Annotated in this window: 24 protein-coding genes and 1 rRNA gene; 17 read left to right on the top strand and 8 right to left on the bottom strand. The window is 54.4% G+C overall.

Annotated features, from left to right (window positions below):
- Positions 1-11: 11 nt before the first annotated feature.
- The 12 genes from bamA (at position 12) to tilS (ending at position 15,695) form a co-directional block, all read left to right on the top strand.
- A complete protein-coding gene (bamA, locus tag AC27FC_RS10175; RefSeq protein WP_033144673.1) occupies positions 12-2,429 on the top strand; it encodes an outer membrane protein assembly factor BamA in 2,418 nt (805 codons plus the stop codon).
- 122 nt (positions 2,430-2,551) lie between these two features.
- Complete coding sequence (skp, locus tag AC27FC_RS10170; protein ID WP_032644135.1) at positions 2,552-3,046, top strand: molecular chaperone Skp; 495 nt, start codon at positions 2,552-2,554, stop codon at positions 3,044-3,046.
- Positions 3,047-3,049: 3 nt separating this feature from the next.
- Positions 3,050-4,075 carry a UDP-3-O-(3-hydroxymyristoyl)glucosamine N-acyltransferase gene (gene lpxD, locus AC27FC_RS10165; RefSeq protein WP_032644136.1) on the top strand — a complete coding sequence of 342 codons (1,026 nt, stop codon included), beginning with the start codon at positions 3,050-3,052 and terminating at the stop codon, positions 4,073-4,075.
- 102 nt (positions 4,076-4,177) lie between these two features.
- Positions 4,178-4,633 carry a 3-hydroxyacyl-ACP dehydratase FabZ gene (gene fabZ / locus AC27FC_RS10160; protein ID WP_010426706.1) on the top strand — a complete coding sequence of 152 codons (456 nt, stop codon included), beginning with the start codon at positions 4,178-4,180 and terminating at the stop codon, positions 4,631-4,633.
- 3 nt (positions 4,634-4,636) lie between these two features.
- Positions 4,637-5,425: an acyl-ACP--UDP-N-acetylglucosamine O-acyltransferase gene (gene lpxA / locus AC27FC_RS10155; RefSeq protein WP_049005315.1), complete on the top strand. Its 789-nt coding sequence runs from the start codon at positions 4,637-4,639 to the stop codon at positions 5,423-5,425.
- On the top strand, positions 5,425-6,573 hold the full coding sequence (lpxB, locus tag AC27FC_RS10150) for a lipid-A-disaccharide synthase (protein WP_087823350.1): 1,149 nt from the start codon (positions 5,425-5,427) through the stop codon (positions 6,571-6,573). The genes lpxA and lpxB overlap by 1 nt, the downstream gene beginning before the upstream one ends.
- Positions 6,570-7,166 (top strand): ribonuclease HII, encoded by a 597-nt coding sequence (gene rnhB, locus AC27FC_RS10145; RefSeq protein WP_024907528.1) that lies wholly within the window; start codon positions 6,570-6,572, stop codon positions 7,164-7,166. The genes lpxB and rnhB overlap by 4 nt, the downstream gene beginning before the upstream one ends.
- 38 nt (positions 7,167-7,204) lie before the next feature.
- Positions 7,205-10,687 (top strand): DNA polymerase III subunit alpha, encoded by a 3,483-nt coding sequence (gene dnaE / locus AC27FC_RS10140; RefSeq protein WP_033144674.1) that lies wholly within the window; start codon positions 7,205-7,207, stop codon positions 10,685-10,687.
- Positions 10,688-10,699: 12 nt separating this feature from the next.
- Entirely contained in the window at positions 10,700-11,659 is a 960-nt protein-coding gene (gene accA, locus AC27FC_RS10135; protein WP_023310466.1) for an acetyl-CoA carboxylase carboxyl transferase subunit alpha, read from the top strand.
- A 100-nt stretch (positions 11,660-11,759) separates the two neighbouring features.
- The gene (locus AC27FC_RS10130; protein WP_196354887.1) at positions 11,760-13,892 is read left to right on the top strand and encodes a lysine decarboxylase LdcC; all 2,133 of its coding nucleotides are present in this window, start codon (positions 11,760-11,762) and stop codon (positions 13,890-13,892) included.
- A 65-nt stretch (positions 13,893-13,957) separates the two neighbouring features.
- Complete coding sequence (locus AC27FC_RS10125; RefSeq protein ID WP_029741193.1) at positions 13,958-14,347, top strand: VOC family protein; 390 nt, start codon at positions 13,958-13,960, stop codon at positions 14,345-14,347.
- A gap of 58 nt (positions 14,348-14,405) precedes the next feature.
- Positions 14,406-15,695 (top strand): tRNA lysidine(34) synthetase TilS, encoded by a 1,290-nt coding sequence (tilS, locus tag AC27FC_RS10120; RefSeq protein WP_094934552.1) that lies wholly within the window; start codon positions 14,406-14,408, stop codon positions 15,693-15,695.
- 28 nt (positions 15,696-15,723) lie between these two features.
- Here tilS and rof read toward each other — a convergent pair whose 3' ends face one another.
- On the bottom strand, positions 15,724-15,984 hold the full coding sequence (gene rof / locus AC27FC_RS10115; RefSeq protein WP_008501890.1) for a Rho-binding antiterminator: 261 nt from the start codon (positions 15,982-15,984) through the stop codon (positions 15,724-15,726).
- Complete coding sequence (locus AC27FC_RS10110) at positions 15,971-16,171, bottom strand: YaeP family protein (protein ID WP_008501889.1); 201 nt, start codon at positions 16,169-16,171, stop codon at positions 15,971-15,973. The genes rof and AC27FC_RS10110 overlap by 14 nt, the downstream gene beginning before the upstream one ends.
- Positions 16,172-16,367: 196 nt before the next feature.
- Between AC27FC_RS10110 and AC27FC_RS10105 the strand changes: the two genes are divergently transcribed.
- The 3 genes from AC27FC_RS10105 to nlpE are packed head-to-tail and all read left to right on the top strand — an operon-like array spanning position 16,368 to position 18,065.
- The gene (locus tag AC27FC_RS10105) at positions 16,368-16,913 is read left to right on the top strand and encodes a YaeQ family protein (RefSeq protein WP_048974974.1); all 546 of its coding nucleotides are present in this window, start codon (positions 16,368-16,370) and stop codon (positions 16,911-16,913) included.
- Positions 16,910-17,332, top strand: coding sequence for an alternative ribosome rescue aminoacyl-tRNA hydrolase ArfB (gene arfB / locus AC27FC_RS10100; RefSeq protein WP_048978981.1), 423 nt, complete (start codon positions 16,910-16,912; stop codon positions 17,330-17,332). Before AC27FC_RS10105 ends, arfB begins: the two co-directional genes overlap by 4 nt.
- Positions 17,333-17,366: 34 nt before the next feature.
- Positions 17,367-18,065 (top strand): envelope stress response activation lipoprotein NlpE, encoded by a 699-nt coding sequence (nlpE, locus tag AC27FC_RS10095; RefSeq protein WP_196354888.1) that lies wholly within the window; start codon positions 17,367-17,369, stop codon positions 18,063-18,065.
- Positions 18,066-18,112: 47 nt separating this feature from the next.
- On the opposite strand, the gene proS is transcribed toward nlpE, so the two are convergent.
- From proS to metN, 6 genes are all read right to left on the bottom strand, one after another.
- Complete coding sequence (gene proS, locus AC27FC_RS10090) at positions 18,113-19,831, bottom strand: proline--tRNA ligase (protein ID WP_196354889.1); 1,719 nt, start codon at positions 19,829-19,831, stop codon at positions 18,113-18,115.
- Positions 19,832-19,943: 112 nt separating this feature from the next.
- A complete protein-coding gene (tsaA, locus tag AC27FC_RS10085; protein WP_064673261.1) occupies positions 19,944-20,651 on the bottom strand; it encodes a tRNA (N6-threonylcarbamoyladenosine(37)-N6)-methyltransferase TrmO in 708 nt (235 codons plus the stop codon).
- Complete coding sequence (gene rcsF / locus AC27FC_RS10080; protein ID WP_008501883.1) at positions 20,648-21,052, bottom strand: Rcs stress response system protein RcsF; 405 nt, start codon at positions 21,050-21,052, stop codon at positions 20,648-20,650. Before rcsF ends, tsaA begins: the two co-directional genes overlap by 4 nt.
- A 106-nt stretch (positions 21,053-21,158) precedes the next feature.
- A complete protein-coding gene (gene metQ, locus AC27FC_RS10075) occupies positions 21,159-21,974 on the bottom strand; it encodes a methionine ABC transporter substrate-binding lipoprotein MetQ (protein WP_014168729.1) in 816 nt (271 codons plus the stop codon).
- A 40-nt stretch (positions 21,975-22,014) separates the two neighbouring features.
- Positions 22,015-22,668, bottom strand: coding sequence for a methionine ABC transporter permease MetI (locus AC27FC_RS10070; protein ID WP_014168730.1), 654 nt, complete (start codon positions 22,666-22,668; stop codon positions 22,015-22,017).
- Positions 22,661-23,692 (bottom strand): methionine ABC transporter ATP-binding protein MetN, encoded by a 1,032-nt coding sequence (gene metN, locus AC27FC_RS10065; protein WP_023310475.1) that lies wholly within the window; start codon positions 23,690-23,692, stop codon positions 22,661-22,663. Before metN ends, AC27FC_RS10070 begins: the two co-directional genes overlap by 8 nt.
- A gap of 188 nt (positions 23,693-23,880) precedes the next feature.
- On the opposite strand from metN, the gene gmhB reads away from it, so the two are divergent.
- Together gmhB and AC27FC_RS10055 are read left to right on the top strand one after the other, a co-directional pair.
- Positions 23,881-24,447 carry a D-glycero-beta-D-manno-heptose 1,7-bisphosphate 7-phosphatase gene (gene gmhB / locus AC27FC_RS10060; protein WP_029741186.1) on the top strand — a complete coding sequence of 189 codons (567 nt, stop codon included), beginning with the start codon at positions 23,881-23,883 and terminating at the stop codon, positions 24,445-24,447.
- A 368-nt stretch (positions 24,448-24,815) separates the two neighbouring features.
- Positions 24,816-25,267: ribosomal RNA gene (locus AC27FC_RS10055) — 16S ribosomal RNA — on the top strand; the annotation flags it as partial.

Below are 25,267 nucleotides of genomic sequence, written 5' to 3'. Positions count from 1 at the left end.
GCATAATAACGATGGCGATGAAAAAGTTGCTCATAGCGTCGCTGCTGTTTAGCAGCGCCACCGTATACGGTGCTGACGGGTTCGTAGTGAAAGACATTCATTTCGAAGGCCTCCAGCGTGTCGCCGTTGGTGCGGCCCTCCTCAGTATGCCTGTACGCCCCGGCGATACGGTTAATGATGATGATATCAGTAACACCATCCGTGCTCTGTTTGCCACCGGCAACTTTGAGGACGTCCGCGTCCTGCGCGATGGTGATACGCTGCTGGTACAGGTAAAAGAACGTCCGACGATCGCCAGTATCACTTTCTCCGGTAACAAGTCGGTGAAAGATGACATGCTCAAGCAGAACCTTGAAGCATCTGGTGTTCGTGTGGGTGAGTCCCTGGACCGCACAACCCTTTCAGACATTGAAAAAGGTCTGGAAGACTTCTACTACAGCGTCGGTAAATACAGCGCCAGCGTGAAAGCGGTTGTCACTCCGCTGCCACGTAACCGTGTTGACCTGAAGCTGGTCTTCCAGGAAGGTGTTTCTGCGAAGATCCAGCAGATCAACATTGTCGGCAACCACGCGTTCAGCACCGACGAACTGATCTCCACCTTCCAGCTGCGCGATGAAGTGCCATGGTGGAACGTGGTGGGCGATCGCAAATACCAGAAACAGAAACTGGCGGGCGACCTCGAAACCCTGCGCAGCTACTATCTCGATCGTGGCTATGCGCGTTTCAACATCGACTCGACTCAGGTCAGTCTGACTCCGGACAAGAAAGGCATTTACATTACGGTTAACATCACTGAAGGCGAGCAGTACAAGCTTTCTGGTGTTGAAGTGAGTGGTAACCTGGCGGGGCATTCTGCTGAAATCGAATCGCTGACCAAAATTCAGCCGGGCGATCTGTATAGCGGTTCCAAGGTAACCAAAATGGAAGACAGCATTAAGAAGCTGCTCGGCCGCTACGGTTATGCCTATCCGCGCGTACAGACTCAGCCGGAAATCAATGACGCGGATAAAACCGTTAAGCTGCACGTGAATGTTGATGCGGGCAACCGTTTCTACGTGCGTAAGATCCGCTTCGTTGGTAACGACACCTCCAAAGATTCCGTTCTGCGCCGCGAAATGCGTCAGATGGAAGGCGCATGGTTGGGAAGCGACCTCGTTGATCAGGGTAAAGAGCGTCTGAACCGTCTGGGCTATTTTGAAACGGTGGATACCGATACCCAGCGCGTACCGGGCAGCCCGGATCAGGTTGATGTCGTATATAAAGTGAAAGAGCGCAACACCGGTAGCTTCAACTTCGGTGTGGGCTACGGTACTGAAAGCGGCGTCAGCTTCCAGGTAGGCGTGCAGCAGGATAACTGGCTGGGTACGGGTTACTCTGTCGGTATTAACGGCACCAAAAACGACTACCAGACCTACTCTGAGTTCTCTGTGACTAACCCATACTTCACCGTAGACGGTGTGAGCCTGGGCGGTCGTATCTTCTATAACGACTTTAAAGCAGATGACGCGGACCTGTCTTCATACACCAACAAGAGTTACGGTGTCGACGGTACGCTTGGCTTCCCGGTTAACGAATACAACACCCTGCGTGCGGGCTTGGGTTACGTGCATAACGACCTGTCCAACATGCAACCGCAGGTGGCGATGTGGCGTTATCTGGACTCTATCGGCCAGTCAACCAGTAAAAATGGTAATGACAATGGCTTCGCGGCGGATGACTTCACCTTTAACTACGGCTGGACCTATAACCGTCTCGACCGTGGTTACTTCCCAACGGAAGGTTCTCGCGTCAACCTGAACGGTAAAGTTACCGTGCCGGGTTCCGATAACGAGTTCTATAAGGTCACGCTGGATACCGCGTCCTACTTCCCGATCGATGACGATCATAAGTGGGTGGTTCTGGGTCGTACCCGTTGGGGCTATGGCGATGGTCTGGGTAGCAAAGAACTGCCGTTCTATGAAAACTTCTATGCGGGTGGCTCCAGCACCGTTCGTGGTTTCCAGTCCAACAACATTGGTCCGAAAGCGGTTTACTACGGCGGAAACGACAAAGATAACTGTGATAAGTCTTCCTCGTCAGAAGTCTGTAGCTCCAATGACGCGGTGGGCGGTAACGCCATGGCCGTTGCCAGCCTGGAGTTCATCACGCCAACGCCGTTTATCAGTGATAAATATGCGAACTCGGTCCGTACGTCCTTCTTCTGGGATGCCGGTACCGTGTGGGATACCAACTGGCAGAATACTGCCCAGATGCGCGCAGAAGGCATTCCTGACTACAGCGATCCGAGCAATATTCGCATGTCTGCCGGTATCGCATTACAATGGATGTCACCGCTGGGGCCGTTGGTCTTCTCCTACGCCCAGCCGTTTAAGAAATATGATGGAGACAAAGCGGAGCAATTCCAGTTTAACATTGGTAAAACCTGGTAATAATCCGCTGCAAAGGAATGCGTTGGCAGTGTAGCGCTGACAACTGGCGATCGGTTACACGGTCGCCTTGCCACGCAAAGAACGGTACCTTCTGGTGCCAATGGGATGGTAAGGAGTTAATTGTGAAAAAGTGGTTATTAGCTGCAGGTCTCGGTTTAGCGATGGCAACTTCTGCTCAGGCAGCAGACAAAATTGCAATCGTCAACATGGGTAATTTGTTCCAGCAGGTTGCACAGAAAACGGGTGTTTCTGCGACTCTGGAAAACGAATTCAAAGGCCGTGCAAGCGAACTGCAGGGTATGGAAAACGATCTTCAGTCCAAAATGCAGCGTCTGCAGCGTGATGGTTCTACCATGAAAGCAAGCGACCGCAGCAAGCTGGAAAAAGACGTAATGGCTCAGCGCCAGACGTTCTCCCAGAAAGCGCAGGCTTTCGAGCAGGATCGTCAGCGTCGTTCTAACGAAGAACGCGGCAAGCTGGTAACTCGCATTCAGACTGCTGTTAAAGCAGTGGCTGCCGATCAGAGTATCGATCTGGTTGTAGATGCGAACGCCGTTGCTTATAACAGCAAAGATGTTAAAGACATCACTGCTGATGTTCTGAAACAGGTTAAATAAGTAATGCCTTCAATTCGACTGGCTGATTTAGCTCAGCAGTTGGATGCAGAATTACACGGTGATGGCGATATCGTCATCACCGCTGTTGCGTCCATGCAATCTGCTAAAGCTGGCACGATTACCTTCATGGTAAGCCCTAAGTACCGTGAGCAACTGGCTCAATGCCAGGCGTCAGCTGTTGTACTGACGCAGGACGATCTTCCATTTGCCACTGTAAGCGCGCTGGTAGTGAAAAACCCCTATCTGACGTATGCACGCATGGCTCAAATTCTTGATACCACGCCGCAGCCGGCTCAGAACATTGCGGCCAGTGCAGCGATTGATGCGACGGCCAGGCTTGGTAACAACGTCGCCGTTGGCGCGAATGCAGTTATCGAATCCGGCGTTGTGCTGGGCGATAACGTCGTCATTGGCCCGGGCTGCTTCGTTGGGAAAAATACGAAAATCGGCGCCGGAACCCGTTTATGGGCCAATGTGTCCGTTTATCATGATGTTGAAATTGGCGAAAATTGCCTCGTCCAGTCCAGCACCGTTATTGGTTCTGATGGCTTTGGTTACGCTAACGATCGTGGTAACTGGGTTAAGATCCCGCAGCTTGGTCGCGTTATTATTGGCGATCGCGTAGAGATCGGCGCCTGTACCACCATTGACCGTGGCGCGCTTGACGACACAATCATTGGCAATGGTGTTATCATCGATAACCAGTGCCAGATTGCGCATAACGTTGTGATTGGCGACAATACCGCGGTTGCGGGTGGCGTCATCATGGCAGGCAGCCTGAAAATTGGCCGTTATTGCATGATTGGCGGCGCGAGCGTGATTAATGGCCATATGGAAATATGCGACAAGGTGACTGTGACGGGAATGGGCATGGTAATGCGTCCTATCACTGAACCTGGCGTCTATTCCTCAGGTATTCCGCTACAACCCAACAAGGTATGGCGTAAAACAGCAGCTCTGGTGATGAACATTGATGATATGAGCAAGCGCCTCAAGTCTCTTGAGCGTAAGATCGATCAACAAGATTAAGCGTCATCCGTTGAACGCTATTTTTCCCGGCCTGTCGGCTTTCTAATAAACCGGCAGGCCGTGTTATTATTGTTATCAGTACATTTTGACAGGAAGAGTATTTTGACTACTGACACTCATACTCTGCATATTGAAGAGATTTTAGAACTTCTGCCGCACCGCTACCCGTTTCTGCTGGTAGACCGTGTGCTGGATTTTGAAGAAGGTCGTTTTCTGCGCGCAGTGAAAAATGTTTCCGTGAACGAGCCGTTTTTCCAGGGACACTTCCCTGGTAAGCCTATCTTCCCGGGGGTGTTGATTCTGGAAGCGATGGCTCAGGCTACCGGTATTCTGGCGTTTAAAAGCGTTGGCAAACTGGAGCCAGGTGAGCTGTATTACTTCGCGGGTATTGATGAAGCGCGCTTTAAGCGCCCTGTCGTGCCTGGTGATCAGATGATCATGGAAGTCACTTTTGAAAAAACGCGTCGTGGCCTGACTCGCTTCAAAGGCGTAGCGCTGGTTGACGGCAAAGTTGTTTGCGAAGCGACGATGATGTGTGCTCGTAGCCGGGAGTCCTGATACGTGATTGATAAATCCGCCTTTATTCATCCTACCGCTATTGTGGAAACCGGTGCCATCATCGGCGCTAACGTCCACATTGGCCCGTTTTGTATTGTTGGACCCCATGTCGAAATTGGTGAGGGTACAGTACTGAAATCTCACGTTGTCGTGAATGGTCACACGACCATTGGCTGCAATAACGAGATCTATCAGTTCGCTTCCATCGGCGAAGTTAACCAGGATCTGAAATATGCTGGTGAGTCGACCCGTCTGGAAATTGGCGATCGTAACCGTATTCGCGAAAGCGTCACTATTCATCGTGGAACAGTACAGGGTGGTGGGTTGACGAAGGTGGGCAGCGATAACCTGTTTATGGTTAATGCGCACATCGCGCACGACTGTACCGTGGGTGACCGCTGTATTCTTGCCAACAACGCAACGCTGGCAGGACACGTATCGGTTGATGACTTCGCAATTATTGGCGGCATGACCGCAGTCCATCAGTTCTGCATCATTGGTGCGCACGTGATGGTTGGCGGATGCTCCGGTGTGGCGCAGGACGTCCCACCGTATGTGATTGCGCAGGGCAACCATGCCACGCCGTTTGGCGTGAACATCGAAGGCCTCAAGCGTCGTGGTTTTAGCCGCGAAGCGATTACTGCTATCCGCAACGCGTACAAACTGCTGTACCGTAGCGGTAAAACGCTGGAAGAGGCGAAGCCGGAAATTGCCGAGCTGGCGAATAAGTACCCGGAAGTGAACGCGTTCATGGAATTCTTTGACCGTTCAACAAGGGGTCTGATTCGTTAATGGTCGACAGTCGTCCGCTTACGATAGCCCTGGTCGCCGGAGAAACCTCCGGCGATATTCTTGGTGCCGGTCTCATCCGCGCGCTTAAGGCGCGTGTACCCAATGCTCGCTTTATCGGCGTTGCTGGCCCGCTGATGCAGGCCGAAGGCTGTGAAGCCTGGTATGAAATGGAAGAACTCGCCGTGATGGGCATCGTTGAGGTGCTGGGACGGCTACGCCGTTTGCTGCACATCCGCGCCGATCTCACCCGCCGTTTTACCGAACTCAAACCCGATGTGTTTGTCGGTATCGATGCGCCTGATTTCAACATTACCCTCGAAGGGAATCTGAAAAAGCAGGGTATCAAAACGATTCACTACGTCAGTCCGTCCGTCTGGGCGTGGCGACAGAAACGCGTTTTCAAAATCGGACGGTCCACCAACCTGGTGCTGGCTTTCCTGCCTTTCGAAAAAGCGTTTTACGACAGATTTAATGTTCCGTGCCGTTTTATCGGTCATACCATGGCGGATGCGATGCCATTGGATCCGGATAAAAACGCGGCGCGCGACGCGCTGGGCATCCCGCACGATGTGCACTGTCTGGCACTGCTGCCAGGCAGCCGTGGTGCAGAAGTTGAGATGCTGAGCGCCGATTTCCTCAAAACAGCGCAAATTCTTCGCCAGACCTATCCGGATCTTGAAGTGGTTGTTCCGCTGGTAAATGCCAAACGCCGCGAGCAGTTTGAGCGCATCAAAGCGGAAGTCGCCCCGGATCTTCACGTCCGTCTTCTGGACGGGAAAGGGCGGGAAGCGATGTATGCGAGCGATGCCGCGCTGCTGGCCTCCGGCACGGCGGCTCTGGAATGCATGCTGGCGAAATGCCCGATGGTGGTCGGTTATCGCATGAAGCCGTTCACTTTCTGGCTGGCAAAACGTCTGGTTAAAACGGATTATGTCTCCCTGCCAAACCTGCTTGCCGGGCGCGAGCTGGTGAAAGAGCTGCTGCAGGATGAGTGCCAGCCGCAGGCGCTTGCTGATGCACTACTGCCGCTGCTCGCCAACGGCAAGACCAGCCACCAGATGCACGATACCTTCCGCGAACTGCATCAACTGATCCGCTGTAATGCTGATGAGCAAGCGGCTGATGCGGTGCTGGAGTTAGCAAAATGATGGAATTTGTTTATCCTCACACTCGCCTTGTGGCGGGCGTGGACGAAGTGGGTCGTGGCCCGTTGGTCGGGGCTGTGGTGACTGCCGCGGTGATCCTCGATCCGGCTCGCCCGATTATCGGGCTGAACGACTCAAAAAAATTGTCTGAAAAACGCCGTCTGGCGCTGTTCAGTGAGATTCAGGAGAAGGCGCTGGCCTGGAGCCTGGGGCGCGCTGAACCGCATGAAATAGACGAGCTGAATATTTTGCATGCCACGATGCTGGCGATGCAGCGTGCGGTAGCAGGTCTGAAAATTTCCCCGGAATATGTCCTGATTGACGGCAACCGCTGTCCGGCATTGCCCATGCCTTCAATGGCGGTCGTCAAAGGCGATAGTCGGGTCGCAGAAATTAGCGCAGCTTCTATCATTGCCAAAGTGACGCGCGACGCCGAAATGGCCGCGCTGGACCTCACTTATCCTCAATATGGTTTCGCCCAGCATAAGGGTTATCCCACACCTTTCCATCTGGAAAGGCTGGCTGAACATGGCGCAACCGAACATCACCGGCGCAGTTTTGGCCCGGTGAAACGCGCGCTGGGACGGGTGTCCTGAATCAATACGCAAGCAATTAAGTAACGCGGAATCTGAAGATGGCTGAACCACGTTTCGTACACCTGCGGGTGCATAGCGACTACTCCATGATCGATGGGCTGGCGAAGACCGGGCCGCTGGTAAAAAAGGCGGCCTCCCTTGGCATGCCCGCGCTGGCGATCACCGATTTTACCAACCTGTGTGGCCTGGTGAAGTTCTACGGAACGGCGCACGGTGCGGGAATGAAGCCTATCGTCGGCGCAGATTTTCATGTCCAGAGCGATCTCGTCGGCGATGAAATGACGCAAATCTCCGTGCTGGCGATGAACAACACGGGCTATCAAAACCTCACTCTGCTTATCTCAAAAGCCTATCAGCGCGGATATGGTGCGCTGGGCCCGTGGATCGACAGGGACTGGCTGGCTGAGCTGAACGAAGGGCTGCTGCTGATCTCTGGCGGCCGTATGGGCGATGTCGGTAAATGCCTGCTGCGCGGCAATAGCGCGCTGGTGGATCAATGCGTCTCGTTCTATGAGGAGTATTTCCCGGATCGTTATTATCTGGAGTTGATCCGCACCGGTCGCCAGGACGAAGAGAGCTATCTCCATGCGGCGGTCGCACTTGCGGAAGAACGCGGGCTGCCCGTCGTCGCGACAAACGATGTACGCTTCCTCGAGCCGGGAGATTTTGACGCTCACGAAATTCGCGTGGCGATCCACGATGGCTTCACGCTCGACGATCCGAAACGGCCGCGTAATTACTCCGCTCAACAGTACATGCGCAGCGAGGAGGAGATGTGTGAACTCTTCTCCGATATCCCCGAAGCGCTGGAAAACAGCGTAGAGATCGCCAGGCGCTGTAACGTTACCGTCCGCCTCGGTGAATACTTCCTGCCGCAGTTCCCGACGGGTGACATGACCACGGAAGATTTCCTGGTCGTGAAATCAAAAGAAGGTCTGGAAGAGCGTCTGGAATTCCTGTTCCCGGATGAGGCCGTTCGCAAAGAGAAGCGGCCGCCGTACGATGAGCGCCTGGATATTGAACTCCAGGTAATCAACCAGATGGGCTTCCCGGGCTACTTCCTGATCGTAATGGAGTTTATCCAGTGGTCGAAGGATAACGGCGTACCGGTTGGACCGGGACGTGGCTCCGGTGCGGGATCGCTTGTGGCCTATGCGCTTAAAATTACCGACCTCGATCCGCTGGAATTCGACCTGCTGTTCGAACGTTTCCTTAACCCGGAACGTGTCTCCATGCCCGACTTTGACGTCGACTTCTGCATGGAGAAACGCGACCAGGTGATCGAGCACGTTGCCGATATGTACGGCCGTGATGCGGTATCGCAGATTATTACGTTCGGTACGATGGCGGCGAAAGCGGTTATCCGCGACGTCGGCCGCGTGCTGGGCCACCCGTACGGGTTTGTCGATCGTATTTCGAAGCTGGTGCCGCCCGATCCGGGCATGACGCTGGCAAAAGCGTTTGAAGCCGAACCTCAGCTGCCGGAAATCTACGAAGCTGACGAAGAAGTGAAAGCGCTGATCGACATGGCGCGCAAGCTGGAAGGCGTCACGCGTAACGCCGGTAAGCATGCGGGGGGCGTGGTTATCGCCCCGACCAAAATTACTGATTTTGCGCCGCTCTACTGCGATGAAGCGGGTGAGCATCCGGTTACTCAGTTTGATAAGAACGACGTAGAATACGCCGGGCTGGTTAAGTTTGACTTCCTCGGCCTGCGTACGCTGACGATCATCGACTGGGCGCTGAAGATGATCAACCCGCGCCGGGAAAAGCAGGGCCTTGAGCCGATAGACATTGCCGCCATCCCGCTGGATGACAAGAAAAGTTTCGACATGCTGCAGCGCTCGGAGACGACGGCCGTCTTCCAGCTTGAATCCCGCGGCATGAAAGATCTGATTAAACGCCTGCAGCCCGACTGCTTCGAAGATATGATCGCACTGGTCGCCCTGTTCCGTCCGGGCCCACTGCAGTCAGGGATGGTAGATAACTTTATCGACCGTAAGCACGGTCGCGAAGAGATTTCTTACCCGGACGTTCAGTGGCAGCATGAAAGCCTGAAGCCGGTGCTGGAGCCAACCTACGGCATTATCCTGTATCAGGAACAGGTCATGCAGATTGCTCAGGTGCTTTCCGGCTATACGCTCGGCGGCGCGGACATGCTGCGTCGTGCGATGGGTAAGAAAAAGCCGGAAGAGATGGCCAAGCAGCGCTCCATCTTTGAAGACGGGGCGAAGAAAAACGGCGTTGACGGCGAGCTGGCGATGAAAATCTTCGACCTGGTGGAGAAATTCGCCGGGTACGGATTTAACAAATCTCACTCCGCCGCCTATGCTTTGGTGTCGTATCAAACGCTGTGGCTGAAAGCGCACTATCCTGCAGAATTTATGGCGGCGGTAATGACGGCCGATATGGACAACACCGAGAAGGTGGTTGGCCTGGTGGACGAGTGCTGGCGCATGGGGCTTAAGATCCTGCCGCCGGATATTAACTCAGGGCTCTACCACTTCCACGTCAACGACGATGGAGAGATCGTTTACGGGATCGGCGCGATCAAAGGCGTGGGCGAAGGTCCGATCGAGGCGATCATCGAAGCGCGTAACAACGGCGGGTATTTCCGCGAGCTGTTCGATCTTTGCGCCCGTACCGATACCAAAAAACTGAACCGTCGCGTGCTGGAAAAACTGATCATGTCCGGCGCGTTTGACAGGCTGGGGCCGCACCGCGCCGCGCTGATGAATTCCCTCGGCGACGCCCTGAAAGCGGCGGATCAGCACGCAAAAGCGGAAGCCATTGGTCAGGCGGATATGTTCGGGGTGCTGGCGGAAGAGCCAGAGCAGATCGAGCAATCTTATTCCAACTGCCAGCCGTGGCCAGAACAGGTGGTATTGGATGGGGAGCGTGAGACGTTAGGCTTGTACCTGACGGGGCACCCGATCAACCAGTACATCAAAGAAATTGAGCGCTATGTCGGCGGCCACAGGCTTAAAGACATGCATCCGACAGAACGTGGTAAAATCACCACGGCTGCGGGGCTCGTGATTGCCGCAAGGGTTATGGTCACCAAGCGCGGCAATCGTATCGGCATCTGTACGTTGGATGACCGTTCTGGGCGTCTGGAGGTGATGTTGTTCACCGACGCGCTGGATAAATACCAGCAATTGCTGGAAAAAGACCGCATACTTATCGTCAGCGGACAGGTCAGCTTTGATGACTTCAGTGGGGGGCTTAAAATGACCGCCCGCGAAGTGATGGACATTGACGAAGCCCGGGAAAAATATGCTCGCGGGCTTGCTATCTCGCTGACGGACAGGCAAATTGATGACCAGCTTTTAAACCGACTCCGTCAGTCTCTGGAACCCCACCGCTCGGGGACAATTCCAGTACATCTCTACTATCAGAGGGCGGATGCACGTGCGCGGTTGCGCTTTGGTGCAACGTGGCGTGTCTCTCCGAGCGATCGTTTACTGAACGATCTCCGTGGCCTCATTGGTTCGGAGCAGGTGGAACTGGAGTTTGACTAATACAGGAATACTATGAGTCTGAATTTCCTTGATTTCGAACAGCCGATTGCTGAGCTGGAAGCGAAAATCGATTCTCTGACAGCGGTAAGCCGTCAGGATGAAAAACTGGATATTAACATCGACGAAGAAGTGCATCGTCTGCGCGAGAAAAGCGTAGAGCTGACGCGCAAAATCTTTGCCGATCTCGGCGCATGGCAGGTGGCCCAGCTGGCTCGCCATCCACAGCGTCCGTACACCCTGGATTATGTCCGCCTGGCGTTTGACGAATTTGACGAACTGGCAGGCGATCGCGCATACGCTGACGATAAAGCTATCGTTGGTGGTATCGCGCGTCTGGACGGACGCCCGGTGATGATCATTGGTCATCAGAAAGGTCGTGAAACCAAAGAGAAAATCCGTCGTAATTTCGGTATGCCAGCACCAGAAGGCTACCGTAAAGCCCTGCGTCTGATGGAGATGGCTGAGCGTTTCAACATGCCAATCATCACCTTCATCGACACCCCGGGTGCATACCCTGGCGTGGGCGCGGAAGAGCGCGGTCAGTCTGAAGCTATCGCGCGCAACCTGCGCGAGATGTCTCGTCTGAAGGTGCCGGTCATCTGTACCGTTATCGGTGAGGGTGGTTCCGGCGGTGCGCTGGCGATTGGCGTGGGCGATAAAGTGAATATGCTGCAGTACAGCACCTATTCCGTTATCTCCCCGGAAGGCTGTGCGTCCATTCTGTGGAAAAGCGCCGACAAAGCGCCGCTGGCTGCAGAAGCAATGGGCATCATTGCGCCACGCCTGAAAGAGCTGAAGCTGATCGACTCCATCATCCCGGAACCGCTGGGTGGTGCGCATCGTAAGCCGGAAGTAATGGCGGCTTCTCTGAAAGCGCAGCTGCTGGCTGACCTGGCAGATCTGGACGTGCTGAGCAAAGACGATCTGCTCAACCGCCGCTACCAGCGTCTGATGACCTACGGTTACGCGTAAGCTTCACAATTATCTGAAAAGCCGCACAATGTTGCGGCTTTTTTTATACCTGCGGTTTAGCCGGACTATGCTTAGCTAATGTTTTTTAAGGAGGAAGCCCATGAATATCATTGCCATTATGGGGCCACACGGCGTCTTTTATAAAGATGAGCCGATTAAGGAGCTGGAGCAATCCCTGCAGTCGCGCGGGTATCAGCTAATCTGGCCGCACAACAGCGCCGATCTGCTGAAGTTCATCGAGCATAACCCGCGTATCTGCGGCGTGATCTTCGACTGGGACGAATACGATCTCGAACTGTGCAGCGATATCAACAAGCTGAACGAATACCTCCCGCTGTACGCGTTTATTAATACTCACTCAACCATGGACGTCAGCGCCAATGATATGCGTATGGCGCTGTGGTTCTTTGAATATTCCCTCGGCGTTGCGGAAGATATTGCGACCCGCATTCAGCAATACACGAATGAATATCTCGATAACATCACACCCCCCTTTACCCGCGCGCTCTTCACCTACGTGAAGGAGGGCAAATATACCTTCTGTACGCCTGGTCATATGGCGGGAACGGCCTATCAAAAAAGCCCGGTGGGCTGCCTGTTCTATGATTTCTTCGGTGGCAACACGCTGAAAGCGGACGTGTCTATTTCAGTCACCGAACTAGGCTCTCTGCTGGATCACACCGGCCCGCATCTTGAAGCCGAAGAGTATATCGCCCGCACCTTTGGCGCCGAGCAGAGCTATATGGTGACCAACGGCACGTCGACCTCGAACAAAATTGTCGGGATGTACGCTGCGCCTGCTGGCAGCACCTTGCTGATTGACCGTAACTGCCATAAATCGCTGGCACACCTGCTGATGATGAGCGACGTCGTACCGCTCTGGCTGTCGCCCACGCGTAACGCGCTCGGTATTCTTGGCGGCATTCCGCGCCGGGAGTTCACCCACGAAGCCATCGAAAGTAAGGTCGCGGCAATTTCTGGCGCAAGCTGGCCTGTCCATGCGGTCATCACCAACTCCACCTACGACGGTTTGCTGTACAACACGAACTGGATCAAACAGACGCTGGACGTGCCGTCGATCCACTTCGATTCCGCATGGGTGCCTTACACTAATTTCCATCCGATTTACGCAGGCAAAAGCGGCATGAGCGGTGAACGGGTGCCGGGGAAAGTGTTCTTCGAAACGCAGTCGACGCATAAAATGCTGGCGGCGTTTTCCCAGGCTTCGCTTATTCACATCAAAGGCGAGTACGACGAAGACACGTTCAACGAAGCCTTTATGATGCACACCACCACCTCGCCGAGCTACCCGCTGGTGGCCTCTATTGAAACGGCCGCGGCGATGCTGCGCGGCAATCCCGGTAAGCGTCTCATCAATCGTTCGGTGGAACGCGCGCTGCATTTCCGTAAAGAGGTGCAGCGGCTGAAAGACGAAGCCGACGGCTGGTTCTTTGATATCTGGCAGCCGGAAGAGATTGATGAAGCAGAATGCTGGCCCGTCTCGCCCGGCGAAGGCTGGCATGGCTTCCGGGATGCCGATAGCGACCATATGTTCCTCGACCCGGTAAAAGTGACGATCCTGACGCCGGGCATGGATGAACAGGGCAAGATGAGCGATGAAGGTATTCCGGCCGCGCTGGTCGCGAAATTCCTTGATGAACGTGGCGTGGTGGTGGAAAAAACCGGTCCCTATAACCTGCTGTTCCTGTTCAGCATCGGGATCGACAAAACCCGGGCGATGGGGTTGTTGCGCGGCCTGATGGAGTTTAAGCGGGCCTACGATCTCAACCTGCGGGTGAAGAACATGCTGCCGGATCTCTACGCGGAGGATCCCGACTTCTATCGAAATATGCGCATTCAGGATCTGGCCCAGGGGATCCACAGGCTGATCCGTCAGCACGATCTGCCGCGTCTGATGCTTCAGGCGTTCGATGTCTTACCGGAGATGAAGTTTACCCCGCACAAAGCATGGCAGCGCCAGGTGAAAGGGGAGGTCGAAACCGTCGAGCTGGAAAACCTGGTCGGCCGCGTATCGGCTAACATGATCCTGCCTTACCCGCCGGGCGTTCCGCTCCTGATGCCGGGAGAGATGATTACCGAAGAGAGTCGGGCGGTGCTTGATTTCCTGCTGATGCTCTGTTCGGTAGGGCGGCACTATCCCGGTTTTGAGACGGATATACACGGTGCGAAGCGCGACGAGAGCGGCGTTTACTGGGTGCGAGTCCTAAAATAAGGGTGACCGCTTGCCAGGCGCGGGTTTTCGGTTGTAACGTTCAGGCATCATAAAAAGGAGAAGCTATGCTGGGTTTAAAACAGGTTCATCATATTGCGATCATTGCGACCGACTACGCGAAAAGTAAGGCCTTCTACTGCGACATCCTGGGCTTTACGCTCATGAGCGAGGCCTACCGCGAGGAGCGCGACTCCTGGAAGGGCGACCTGGCGTTAAACGGGCAATATGTGATTGAGCTGTTCTCTTTTCCTTTTCCCCCTGCGCGTCCGTCCCGCCCGGAAGCCTGCGGCCTGCGTCATCTTGCCTTCAGCGTCGATGACCTGGATAGCGCAGTTAAGCATCTGGAAGCGCACGGCGTGACGTGCGAAGCGATACGCGTCGATCCGTTCACCGACAAGCGCTTTACTTTTTTCAACGATCCGGACGGCCTGCCGCTGGAGCTTTATCAGCAGTAATGGTGGTCCTGTGTGATAATGCCCGCTCAGTTCGGGCATTTTTTATGTGTAATCTCCTATGACCTTACCCGCTATCGCACAAGCCGTTTCACCGTACCGCCAGCTGCTGGTGGGGTTTAGCGGTGGCCTGGATTCTACCGTGTTGCTGCATCGTCTAAAGCTTTGGCGCGATCGGGAACCTGACGTCCAGCTTCGGGCGATGCATATTCACCACGGATTAAGTCCTCACGCAGAGGCGTGGGTGGCGCACTGCGAAGCCTTATGTGTGGCCTGGGCGATCCCGCTCATCGTTGAGCGAGTGACGCTTGCGGAGGAAGGGCTGGGCATCGAGGCGCAGGCGCGGAAAGCCCGCTATGCCGCGTTTGCCGGGGCATTACGTGCTGGAGAAGCGCTGGTCACGGCCCAGCATCTGGACGATCAGTGTGAAACCTTTCTGCTGGCGCTTAAGCGGGGCAGCGGGCCGGCGGGACTTTCTGCCATGCCGGCGCGTTCTGAATTTGCCGGCACAACGTTACTGCGTCCGCTGCTTGGCGAGACGCGTGCCTCGCTGGAAAAGTGGGCGCGAGAACATCAGCTGAACTGGATCGAAGATGAGAGTAACCAGGATGACGGCTATGACCGTAACTTCCTGCGTCTGCGCGTCCTCCCGCTTTTAGGCGAGCGCTGGCCGCATTTCGCCGACGCGACGGCAAGAAGCGCCATGCTGTGCGCCGAACAGGAATCGTTGCTGGATGAACTGTTGAGCGACGAGCTGGCTGCACTCATTTCTGCCGACGGGGCGTTGGCGATCGCACCGATGAAAGCGATGAGCCCGGTACGTCGCGCCGCGCTGTTACGGCGCTGGCTGGCCTTTCATCGCGCCGCGATGCCGTCGAGGACAATGCTGAGCCGTATCTGGGACGAAGTCGCACTGGCGCGGGATGATGCTTCTCCGTGCGTCCACCTGAACGGTTTTGAGGTTAGACGTTATAAAGGGGAGCTCTGGTGGATAAAATCCATGCCCTCACTGACCGATGTGGTGCTCGACTGGCTTTCTCCTGACGCGCCGCTGATATTGCCCTGTGAGGCAGGACGCGTTTCTCTTCTGTCGTCTGGTCATGTGCGGCTGCCTAAGCCCGATGAACCTGTCACCGTGCGCTTTAAGGCTGGCGGCATGCTGCATATCGTCGGGCGCAACGGGGGACGAAAGCTGAAGAAAATATGGCAGGAGTGTAACGTGCCGCCGTGGCTGCGCGACACCATGCCGCTACTGTTCTACGGTGAAACGCTTATCGCTGCGGCAGGGGTGTTCATCACGGAAGAGGGGTGGTCAGAAAAGGGCGTTCGTTTTGAGTGGCAGAAAGCGTAACGGGCAGCCAGGCTGCCCGTTAGTGTCATCAGGATTCGCTCACCACGACGGTGCCGATTTGCGGGTGGCTGAAGCTGGCTATTTTGTCCAGACGCAGCTCACGCGTCGCACCTGCGTCTTCCACTATCAGGTATTCCACATTCTTTCGTGAAACCAGATCGCTGGCTTTCGCCTTCAACACTTCGCCATCTTTTAGCTCCAGCGTCAGTAATAAATGATGCTGGCAGGCGAGTTCGAGGTTGTCATAGTCATCACAATTGATGGGTTGATAAGTATCATTCATCGACATAATCGCTCACCAGTAAATTCGCCGCAGCATACGCTGCTTTTTCCCTGACCGACTCTGAAAGGCTCTCATCAGAGGCCACTTCATTAAGCACCTTCAATACACAGCCCAACGCGTCCGGGACATACCCCAGATCTCCGCTGGCGATTTCCGCATACCGTTTGCGAATTAACTCACAATAATTATTCACATCCCCTCCCGCCAGCGCACTGACTTACTGTGAGATATCATTAAGCCTACGAAGATAAACTCGGTTTAGCAAGGTGACTATACCATACTCATTTAAGCAATATCAGGGCCTTGATAGCGGTGTATTTAACACCCTGTAACAGCCTTTTGCCGCGGTTTTCGCTACAATGTGCGCCTGATTCGAATGGAGTTCTCTCATGGCGCTGAAAGCGACAATTTATAAAGCTGTGGTCAATGTGGCCGATCTGGATCGCAACCAGTTCCTCGATGCGTCGCTTACGCTGGCACGCCACCCCTCCGAAACTCAGGAGCGCATGATGCTGCGCCTGCTGGCGTGGATTAAGTATGCCGACGAGCGTCTGCAGTTTTCCCGTGGGTTAAGCGCAGAAGACGAGCCTGAAGCCTGGCTGCGCAACGATCATCTGGGTATCGATTTGTGGATCGAACTCGGCCTGCCTGACGAGCGCAGAATTAAGAAGGCCTGCACCCAGTCCGCTGAAGTGGCCTTATTCGCGTATAATCAGCGCGCTGCGGAGATCTGGTGGCAGCAAAACAAGAGCAAGTGCGGACAGTTTAAAAATCTCACGGTCTGGTATCTGGATGATGAGCAGCTGGCGCAGTTGAGCGAATTTGCCAGCCGGACCATGGTTTTGCAGGCGACGATTCAGGATGGCGCCATCTGGCTCTCTGATTCTCAGAATAATCTGGAAATTCATTTAGCAGCGTGGCAACCCGCGTCATGATCGTCTTGTCCCGAAACGTCAGCATTCCTGACAGCGAGCTGGAGATCACCGCCATCCGTGCGCAGGGAGCAGGCGGGCAGCACGTCAACAAGGCGTCGACGGCTATCCATTTGCGTTTTGACATTCGGGCCTCAAGCCTGCCAGAGTATTATAAAGAAAGCCTGCTTGCCGCCAGCCATCACCTGATCACCAGCGATGGCGTGATTGTGATCAAAGCCCAGGAGTACCGCAGCCAGGAGCTCAACCGGGAAGCGGCGGTAGCCAGGCTGGTGGCGGTCATCAAAGAGCTAACGGCAGTACAAAAAAGCCGCCGGGCAACGCGGCCGACCCGCGCATCGAAAGAGCGTCGGTTGTCCTCGAAGGCCCAAAAATCCACAGTGAAAGCACTACGCGGTAAAGTTCGTCGCCCGACAGAGTGACGAAAGGGAACACACTTTTCATAAGGAATTCATTGTGAAAAAAGCATTATGTTCAGCGCTGGCAGTGAGTACGCTGTTTGCGCTTTTTGGGTGTAACAACCGCTCCGAAACGCAGGTTTTACAACCCACGCAAACGGAAGAATTAAAACCGATGCAGCAAAGCTGGCGCGGCGTATTGCCTTGCGCGGACTGCGAAGGCATTGAAACGTCTCTGTTCCTGCAAAAAGACGGCACCTGGGTGATGAATCAGCGCTATCAGGGCGCTAAAGAGCCTTCTTCTTTTGCCACTTATGGCACCTGGGCGCGTACGGCAGAGAAGCTGGTCCTGACGGATACCTCCGGTGAGAAAACCTTTTTCCGCGCCAAAGGTGAGGGGATGGAGATGCTCGACCGCGAAGGCAACCCGATTGAATCCCAGTTCAACTACACGCTTGCGCCGGTAAAAGCGGCTCTGCCTGCCACGCCGATGGCAATGCGGGGGATGTACTTCTATATGGCGGATGCGGCGATCTTTACCGACTGCGCAACCGGCAGGAAGGTCAGCGTGGCAAACAATGCGCAGCTTGAACGTGATTACGCTGTGGCACGCGGCAATGACAGCAAGCCGGTATTGCTGACGGTTGACGGTCACTTTACGCTGGAGCCAAACCCGGATAGCGGGGAGATGGTGAAAACGCTGGTGGCAGATAAAGACGCGAAGTTTGTTGCGGGTAAAGACTGTAACAGTAAATAAGCTGACGCTGAGTCATTAAAAAACCCCGCCTGAGCGGGGTTTTTTGTTTAGCCTTTGATGGCTTTCACCAGGTAATCAAGAATGTCGCCGGTCTTGATCATCTGTTTTTCGCCGCTGCGACGGTATTTGTATTCAATCTCATCGCTGTCGAGGTTACGGTCGCCGATGACGACGGTGTGCGGGATACCGATCAGTTCCATATCGGCAAACATCACGCCCGGACGCTCTTTACGGTCATCCATCAGCACTTCGATACCCTGAGCGCGCAGCTCGGCATACAGCTTCTCGGTCAGCTCCTGCACGCGGTAAGACTTGTGCATGTTCATTGGCAGAATGGCCACCTGGAACGGCGCAATATTGTCCGGCCAGACGATGCCGCGTTCGTCGTAGTTCTGCTCAATCGCCGCAGCCACCACGCGCGTCACCCCGATACCGTAGCAACCCATGGTCAGGATCTGGTTACGGCCATCTTCACCCTGAACGGCCGCGTTCAGCGCGCGAGAGTATTTATCACCCAGCTGGAAGATATGACCCACTTCGATGCCGCGCTTAATCATCAGGGTACCCTGGCCGTCCGGGCTTGGATCGCCTGCAACCACGTTACGGATGTCAGCCACTTCCGGCGTCGCCACGTCGCGATCCCAGTTGATGCCAAAGTAATGTTTACCGTCGATGTTCGCACCTGCGGAGAAGTCGCTCATTGCCGCAACCGTGCGGTCAATGACAACAGGCACCGGTAGATTGACTGGACCCAGTGAACCTGGACCCGCATTCACCACGGCGCGGATTTCCGCTTCCGTTGCGAAGGTCAGCGGGCTGGCTACCTGCGGCAGCTTCTCGGCTTTCACTTCGTTCAGCTCGTGATCGCCACGCACCAGCAGGGCAACCAGCGGGTAAGCGCTGCCTTCGGTGGATTTCACCAGCAGCGTTTTCACGGTTTTTTCGACAGGCAGATTGAACTGCTCAACCAGCTCGGCAATGGTTTTAGCGTTTGGCGTATCAACCAGCGTCATCTCTTGCGTTGCCGCCCCGCGTGGTTCTTTTGGCGCCAGCGCTTCTGCAAATTCGATATTCGCCGCGTAATCTGAAGAGTCAGAGAAGATCACATCGTCTTCACCGCTCTGCGCCAGGACCTGGAACTCATGGGATGCGCTACCGCCGATGGAGCCGGTATCAGCCTGCACAGCACGGAAATCCAGACCCATGCGGGAGAAGATTTTGCTGTACGCCGCGTACATTGCGTCGTAGGTCTCTTGCAGTGATTCCTGAGAGGTATGGAAAGAGTAAGCATCTTTCATCAGGAATTCGCGAGAGCGCATAACGCCGAAACGCGGGCGAACTTCGTCACGGAACTTGGTCTGGATCTGGAAGAAGTTCAGCGGCAGCTGTTTGTAAGAGCTCAGCTCATTACGAATCAGGTCGGTAATGACTTCTTCATGCGTTGGGCCGAGAACGAACGGACGCTCGCCGCGATCGACAAAGCGCAGCAGTTCAGGACCATATTGCTCCCAACGGCCGCTCTCCTGCCACAGGTCAGCGGGCTGAACCACAGGCATGGACACCTCGATAGCACCGGCGTTGTTCATCTCTTCACGCACGATGTTTTCGACTTTTTTCAGGACGCGCACGCCGGTCGGCAGCCAGGTGTATAACCCGGAGGCCAGCTTGCGGATCATCCCGGCGCGCAGCATCAGCTGATGGCTGATCACTTCGGCGTCGGCAGGCGTCTCCTTCAGAGTGGAGAGCAGATATTGGCTAGTACGCATGTTGTTACGGTTCCATTTCGACGATTGGAACAGGCTGAAACACCAGCCTGACACAAAAAAAGTGGTTTAGTTTACCAGTGTGGCAAAGATGCCAAAAGAGAGGAGAACAAAATTACCTGGGTTCAAGGGCAAACACTTCAAAACCTGCCCCGGTGACGCGCCAGCGAACGTTGAAATCGAGCAGCCAGACGGCGTACGTTTTTCCTTCTTCCTCTTCTTTACGGTAGGCCGGACGCGGGTCCTGTGCCAGAACTTCAGTGATGAAATCCCGTAAGCGAGGATAGCGTTTCTCCAGCTGGCCGATCTGCGCGGTTATCTCTGGCGTAAAATAAACAGGCATGTCCGCCTGCGGCGCGTCCTGAGCATAACTTGCACGCGCGTCCGGGAGGGCTTCGGCGAAGGGCAGATAGGGTTTGATGTCGATTACCGGCGTGCCGTCTACCAGGTCCAGGCTACCTAACTCAAGTATCACCCGATCTTTCTGGCAGCGTATGCCTTTCAGTTCAACCAGCGACATGCCAACCGGGTTTGGGCGGAAGGTCGAGCGAGTTGCAAACACGCCCATTCTCGCATTTCCGCCAAGACGAGGAGGGCGCACGGTAGGACGCCAGCCGCCTTCCATCGTCTGGTGAAACACGAACACCACCCATAAATGGCTGAAAGCCTCGAGCCCGCGTACCGCATCGGCCTGATTGTAAGGCGCAATCAGGTGAAGCTCACCGCTTCCGCTGGTCACAAGACCGGGCTGGCGGGGGACGGCGAACTTCTCTTTATAAGGAGAGTGGATAACGCCTATCTGCTCGAACTGAAATGCACTCATTTCGCCGTGATGTTCAGCGCTGAACCGATGCAAACCGCCTGACGGTAGCAGCCCGGCGTGCCGCTGGTGACTTCGCAGCTGTGCAGCAGAACCGCGTTGGCTTTCATTTTTGCGGCATTAATCTGCATACGTTTACGCGCTGTCGGAATATTCGGTGGTGAGTCCTGATTGGTTGCCTGACAGGATTCGCCGCTCACTTCGCCCAGTTCACGGAACGGTTTACCGACGAGTTCGTCTGCTTTCGTGATAATGCGAACCGGCGCAGGGCGAACCACTTTCGGTTTTGCAGGCTCGGTTTTTGGCGGGGTTGCCGTGCTTTGAACAGGTTCAACGGGAGATCTGCTTAGCATAGAACAGCCGCTCAGCATGAGTGCTAAAAGACAGATCGGTAAAGCACGCATAATAGTTCCTCAATGGATAATCAAAACGTCAGATATTGAATCAGTTGACTGCACAAATGACAAGACGGGCATAAGCCCGTCCTGATGATATTACACTGAGGTGAGATTACCAGCCTTTAACAGCGCCGCCGTTAAACACTTTGTTGGCTTCCTGGTAAACTTCATCAGACTGATAAGCCTGAACGAATTTCTTCACGTTTTCCGCGTCCTTGTTGTCTTCGCGAGTCACGATCAGGTTAACGTACGGGGAGTCTTTATCTTCAACGAAGATACCGTCTTTAGCTGGCGTCAGGCCAATCTGGCTGGCATAGGTGGTGTTGATCACGGCCAGGGCAATCTGCGCATCGTCCAAAGAACGTGGCAGCTGCGGTGCTTCCAGTTCAACAATTTTCAGATTTTTCGGGTTCTCGGTGACATCCAGAACGGTTGGCAGCAGGCCAACACCGTCTTTCAGTTTGATCAGGCCCACTTTCTGCAGCAGCAGCAGGGAACGGCCAAGGTTGGTTGGGTCGTTAGGCACGGCAACCTGAGAACCCGGCTGCAGCTCGTCCAGCGATTTAATTTTCTTAGAGTAACCGGCAATTGGATAAACGAAGGTGTTACCAACACCCACCAGTTTATAGCCACGATCTTTGATCTGCTGATCCAGGTATGGCTTATGCTGGAAGGCGTTAGCGTCGATATCGCCTTTGCTCAGCGCTTCGTTCGGCAGAACGTAATCGTTGAAGGTCACCAGCTCAACGTCCAGGCCATACTTCTCTTTCGCCACTTTCTGAGCAACTTCAGCAACCTGTTGTTCTGCACCCACGATAACGCCCACTTTGATGTGGTTTGGATCTTTTTCGTCCTGACCGCAACCCACCAGTGCCAGAGAGCCGATCAGCGCGCCTACTGCTGCAAAGGTCTTTAATTTAAACGCCATGTTTTATCCTTAACTCGTAGAGTTTGTGTTGTGTGTAACGTTATTTGTGAGTAACGGTCCGGACGATGCGATCGCCGGAGAACTGGATTAAATAAACCAGAACAACCAGCAATACCAGAACGGTATTCATCACGGTAGCGTTATATCCAATATAGCCGTACTGGTAACCAATCTGGCCTAAACCGCCAGCGCCAACTGCGCCACCCATTGCGGAATAACCGACCAGCGTGATGAGCGTGATGGTTGCCGCGTTCACCAGGCCTGGCAGTGCTTCCGGGAGCAGGACTTTGCGGACGATCTGCATCGGCGTTGCGCCCATCGCGCGTGAGGCTTCGATCAAACCGGTTGGGATCTCCAGCAGGGCGTTTTCCACCATACGGGCGATAAACGGCGCAGCCCCCACGGTTAGCGGAACAATGGCCGCCTGCAGACCGATAGACGTTCCGACGATCACGCGGGTAAACGGAATCATCCACACCAGCAGAATAATGAAGGGAATAGAACGGAAGATGTTCACCAGCGCAGAGAGCGTACGGTACAGCTTCGCGTTCTCAATGATTTGACCCGGACGCGTCACGTACAGCAATACGCCGACCGGCAGGCCAATCACAAAACCAAAGAAGCCAGAAACAAAGGTCATTGCCAGCGTTTCCCAAACGCCGCGAACCAGCAGCCACATCATCGGCTCAGACATAACCCAGTACCTCTACTTTTACATGGTGTTCTTGCAGCCAGGCAATCGCGGCCTGGGTTTCTTCTTGTGTGCCGTGCATTTCTGTCAACATGATGCCGAACTTCACGCCACCGGCGTAATCCATCTGCGCGCTGATGATGTTGTTGTTCACGTTAAAGCGACGCGCGGTTTCGGAAAGCAGGGGAGCGTCAACGGACTGACCGGTGAACTCCATGCGCAGCATCGGGACGCTGTCTGCTGCGGGTTCGGTTTTCAAACGCTCCAGATAATCTTCCGGAATATCCAGATGCAGCGTGGACTGGATGAACTGCTGTGCCAGCGGCGTCTTCGGATGCGAGAACACTTCACTTACCGTGTCCTGCTCGATCAGTTCACCGTTGCTGATGACCGCCACGCAGTCGCAGATGCGTTTCACCACGTCCATCTCATGCGTAATAAGGAGGATCGTCAGGCCCAGGCGACGGTTAATGTCTTTCAGCAGTTCCAGAATCGAACGCGTGGTTGCCGGATCCAGTGCGCTGGTGGCTTCATCACACAGCAGTACCTTAGGATTACTTGCCAGCGCGCGGGCAATGGCCACACGCTGCTTTTGCCCACCGGACAGATTTGCCGGGTAGCTATCATGCTTGTCGCCCAGACCCACGAGATCGAGCAGTTCGGTGACGCGACGCTTCACTTCTTCTTTTGGCGTGTTATCCAGCTCAAGCGGCAGGGCAACGTTGCCGAATACGGTGCGGGAAGCCAGCAGGTTAAAGTGCTGGAAGATCATGCCAATCTGACGACGCGCTTTGGTGAGTTCTTTCTCTGAAAGGGCGGTAAGTTCCTGGCCGCCAACTTCTACGCTGCCCTGGGTTGGGCGCTCAAGCAGGTTAACACAACGAATCAGCGTGCTTTTACCTGCACCCGATGCGCCAATGACGCCATAAATTTGACCAGCAGGAACATGCAGGCTGACGTTGTTCAGCGCCTGAATGGTTCGGTTCCCCTGCTGGAACACTTTGGTGATATTGGAAAGTTTAATCATTAGATTATTTTTATCGTATGTAAGTTAGCCGTGGCATTTTCTTCTGCCAGATACGGGTGATGACCGTAAACAAAACGGATGTTAAGGCATCCAGACGTCTAAATCAATCCAACTCTGTACGATGAGCACTTTATTGCGCTGCGATTCATGAGATACTAGTCGAACATGCCTTTTTCAGGAGCAAACCGGTGGCAAAATCAGTACCCGCAATTTTTCTCGATCGTGATGGCACTATTAATGTGGATCACGGTTATGTTCATGAGATTGATGAGTTCGAGTTTATCGAGGGCGTAATAGATGCCATGCGCCAGCTGAAAGAGATGGGTTATGCGCTGGTGGTTGTGACGAACCAGTCCGGTATTGCACGCGGTAAATTCACCGAGGCGCAGTTCGAGACGCTGACGGAATGGATGGACTGGTCGCTAGCCGACCGCGGTGTGGATCTCGACGGCATCTACTATTGTCCGCACCACCCGCAGGGAACCGTTGAAGCGTATCGTCAGACCTGTGACTGCCGTAAGCCGCATCCCGGGATGTTCATCTCTGCACAGGAGTTCCTGCACATTGATATGTCTGCTTCTTATATGGTGGGCGATAAACTGGAAGATATGCAGGCAGCCGCCGCAGCGGGTGTAGGAACCAAAATATTAGTTCGCACCGGTAAGCCAGTGACGCCAGAAGCAGAAAATGCAGCGGATTGGGTGATTAATAGTCTGGCCGATCTGCCAAAAGAGATTAAAAAGCACCAAAAATAGCCTTTTTGGTGAAAAGATGAGCGGTTGAAATAAAAATGCATTTTTCCGCTTGTCATTCCTCGGCGGCCCCCTATAATGCGCCTCCATCGACACGGCGGATGTGAATCACTTCACACAACAGCCGGTTCGGTTGAAGAGAAAAATCCTGAAATAACGGGTTGACTCTGAAAGAGGAAAGCGTAATATACGCCACCTCGCAACAGTGAGCGAAAGCCGCGTTGCACTGCTCTTTAACAATTTATCAGACAATCTGTGTGGGCACTCAAAGTGACATGGATTCTTAACGTCGCAAGACGAAAAATGAATACCAAGTCTCTGAGTGAACATACGTAATTCATTACGAAGTTTAATTCACGAGCATCAAACTTAAATTGAAGAGTTTGATCATGGCTCAGATTGAACGCTGGCGGCAGGCCTAACACATGCAAGTCGAGCGGTAGCACAGAGAGCTTGCTCTCGGGTGACGAGCGGCGGACGGGTGAGTAATGTCTGGGAAACTGCCTGATGGAGGGGGATAACTACTGGAAACGGTAGCTAATACCGCATAACGTCGCAAGACCAAAGAGGGGGACCTTCGGGCCTCTTGCCATCAGATGTGCCCAGATGGGATTAGCTAGTAGGTGGGGTAATGGCTCACCTAGGCGACGATCCCTAGCTGGTCTGAGAGGATGACCAGCCACACTGGAACTGAGACACGGTCCAGACTCCTACGGGAGGCAGCAGTGGGGAATATTGCACAATGGGCGCAAGCCTGATGCAGCCATGCCGCGTGTATGAAGAAGGCCTTCGGGTTGTAAAGTACTTTCAGCGGGGAGGAAGG

This window comes from Enterobacter sp. C3_dUdeg, assembly GCF_057536195.1.
This window is presented reverse-complemented; position numbering and strand designations above follow the sequence as displayed.

Bases quoted from the DNA above. Each gene is read 5' to 3' on its own strand.
- AC27FC_RS10105 (WP_048974974.1), top strand. From the start codon at position 16,368: ATGGCGCTGAAAGCGACAATTTATAAAGCTGTGGTCAATGTGGCCGAT.
- bamA (WP_033144673.1), top strand. From the start codon at position 12: ATGGCGATGAAAAAGTTGCTCATAGCGTCGCTGCTGTTTAGCAGCGCC.
- lpxB (WP_087823350.1), top strand. From the start codon at position 5,425: ATGGTCGACAGTCGTCCGCTTACGATAGCCCTGGTCGCCGGAGAAACC.
- AC27FC_RS10130 (WP_196354887.1), top strand. From the start codon at position 11,760: ATGAATATCATTGCCATTATGGGGCCACACGGCGTCTTTTATAAAGAT.
- metQ (WP_014168729.1), bottom strand. From the start codon at position 21,974: ATGGCGTTTAAATTAAAGACCTTTGCAGCAGTAGGCGCGCTGATCGGC.
- AC27FC_RS10125 (WP_029741193.1), top strand. From the start codon at position 13,958: ATGCTGGGTTTAAAACAGGTTCATCATATTGCGATCATTGCGACCGAC.
- dnaE (WP_033144674.1), top strand. From the start codon at position 7,205: ATGGCTGAACCACGTTTCGTACACCTGCGGGTGCATAGCGACTACTCC.
- lpxD (WP_032644136.1), top strand. From the start codon at position 3,050: ATGCCTTCAATTCGACTGGCTGATTTAGCTCAGCAGTTGGATGCAGAA.
- metN (WP_023310475.1), bottom strand. From the start codon at position 23,692: ATGATTAAACTTTCCAATATCACCAAAGTGTTCCAGCAGGGGAACCGA.
- arfB (WP_048978981.1), top strand. From the start codon at position 16,910: ATGATCGTCTTGTCCCGAAACGTCAGCATTCCTGACAGCGAGCTGGAG.
- tilS (WP_094934552.1), top strand. From the start codon at position 14,406: ATGACCTTACCCGCTATCGCACAAGCCGTTTCACCGTACCGCCAGCTG.
- accA (WP_023310466.1), top strand. From the start codon at position 10,700: ATGAGTCTGAATTTCCTTGATTTCGAACAGCCGATTGCTGAGCTGGAA.
- tsaA (WP_064673261.1), bottom strand. From the start codon at position 20,651: ATGAGTGCATTTCAGTTCGAGCAGATAGGCGTTATCCACTCTCCTTAT.
- rof (WP_008501890.1), bottom strand. From the start codon at position 15,984: ATGTCGATGAATGATACTTATCAACCCATCAATTGTGATGACTATGAC.
- rcsF (WP_008501883.1), bottom strand. From the start codon at position 21,052: ATGCGTGCTTTACCGATCTGTCTTTTAGCACTCATGCTGAGCGGCTGT.
- rnhB (WP_024907528.1), top strand. From the start codon at position 6,570: ATGATGGAATTTGTTTATCCTCACACTCGCCTTGTGGCGGGCGTGGAC.
- AC27FC_RS10070 (WP_014168730.1), bottom strand. From the start codon at position 22,668: ATGTCTGAGCCGATGATGTGGCTGCTGGTTCGCGGCGTTTGGGAAACG.
- proS (WP_196354889.1), bottom strand. From the start codon at position 19,831: ATGCGTACTAGCCAATATCTGCTCTCCACTCTGAAGGAGACGCCTGCC.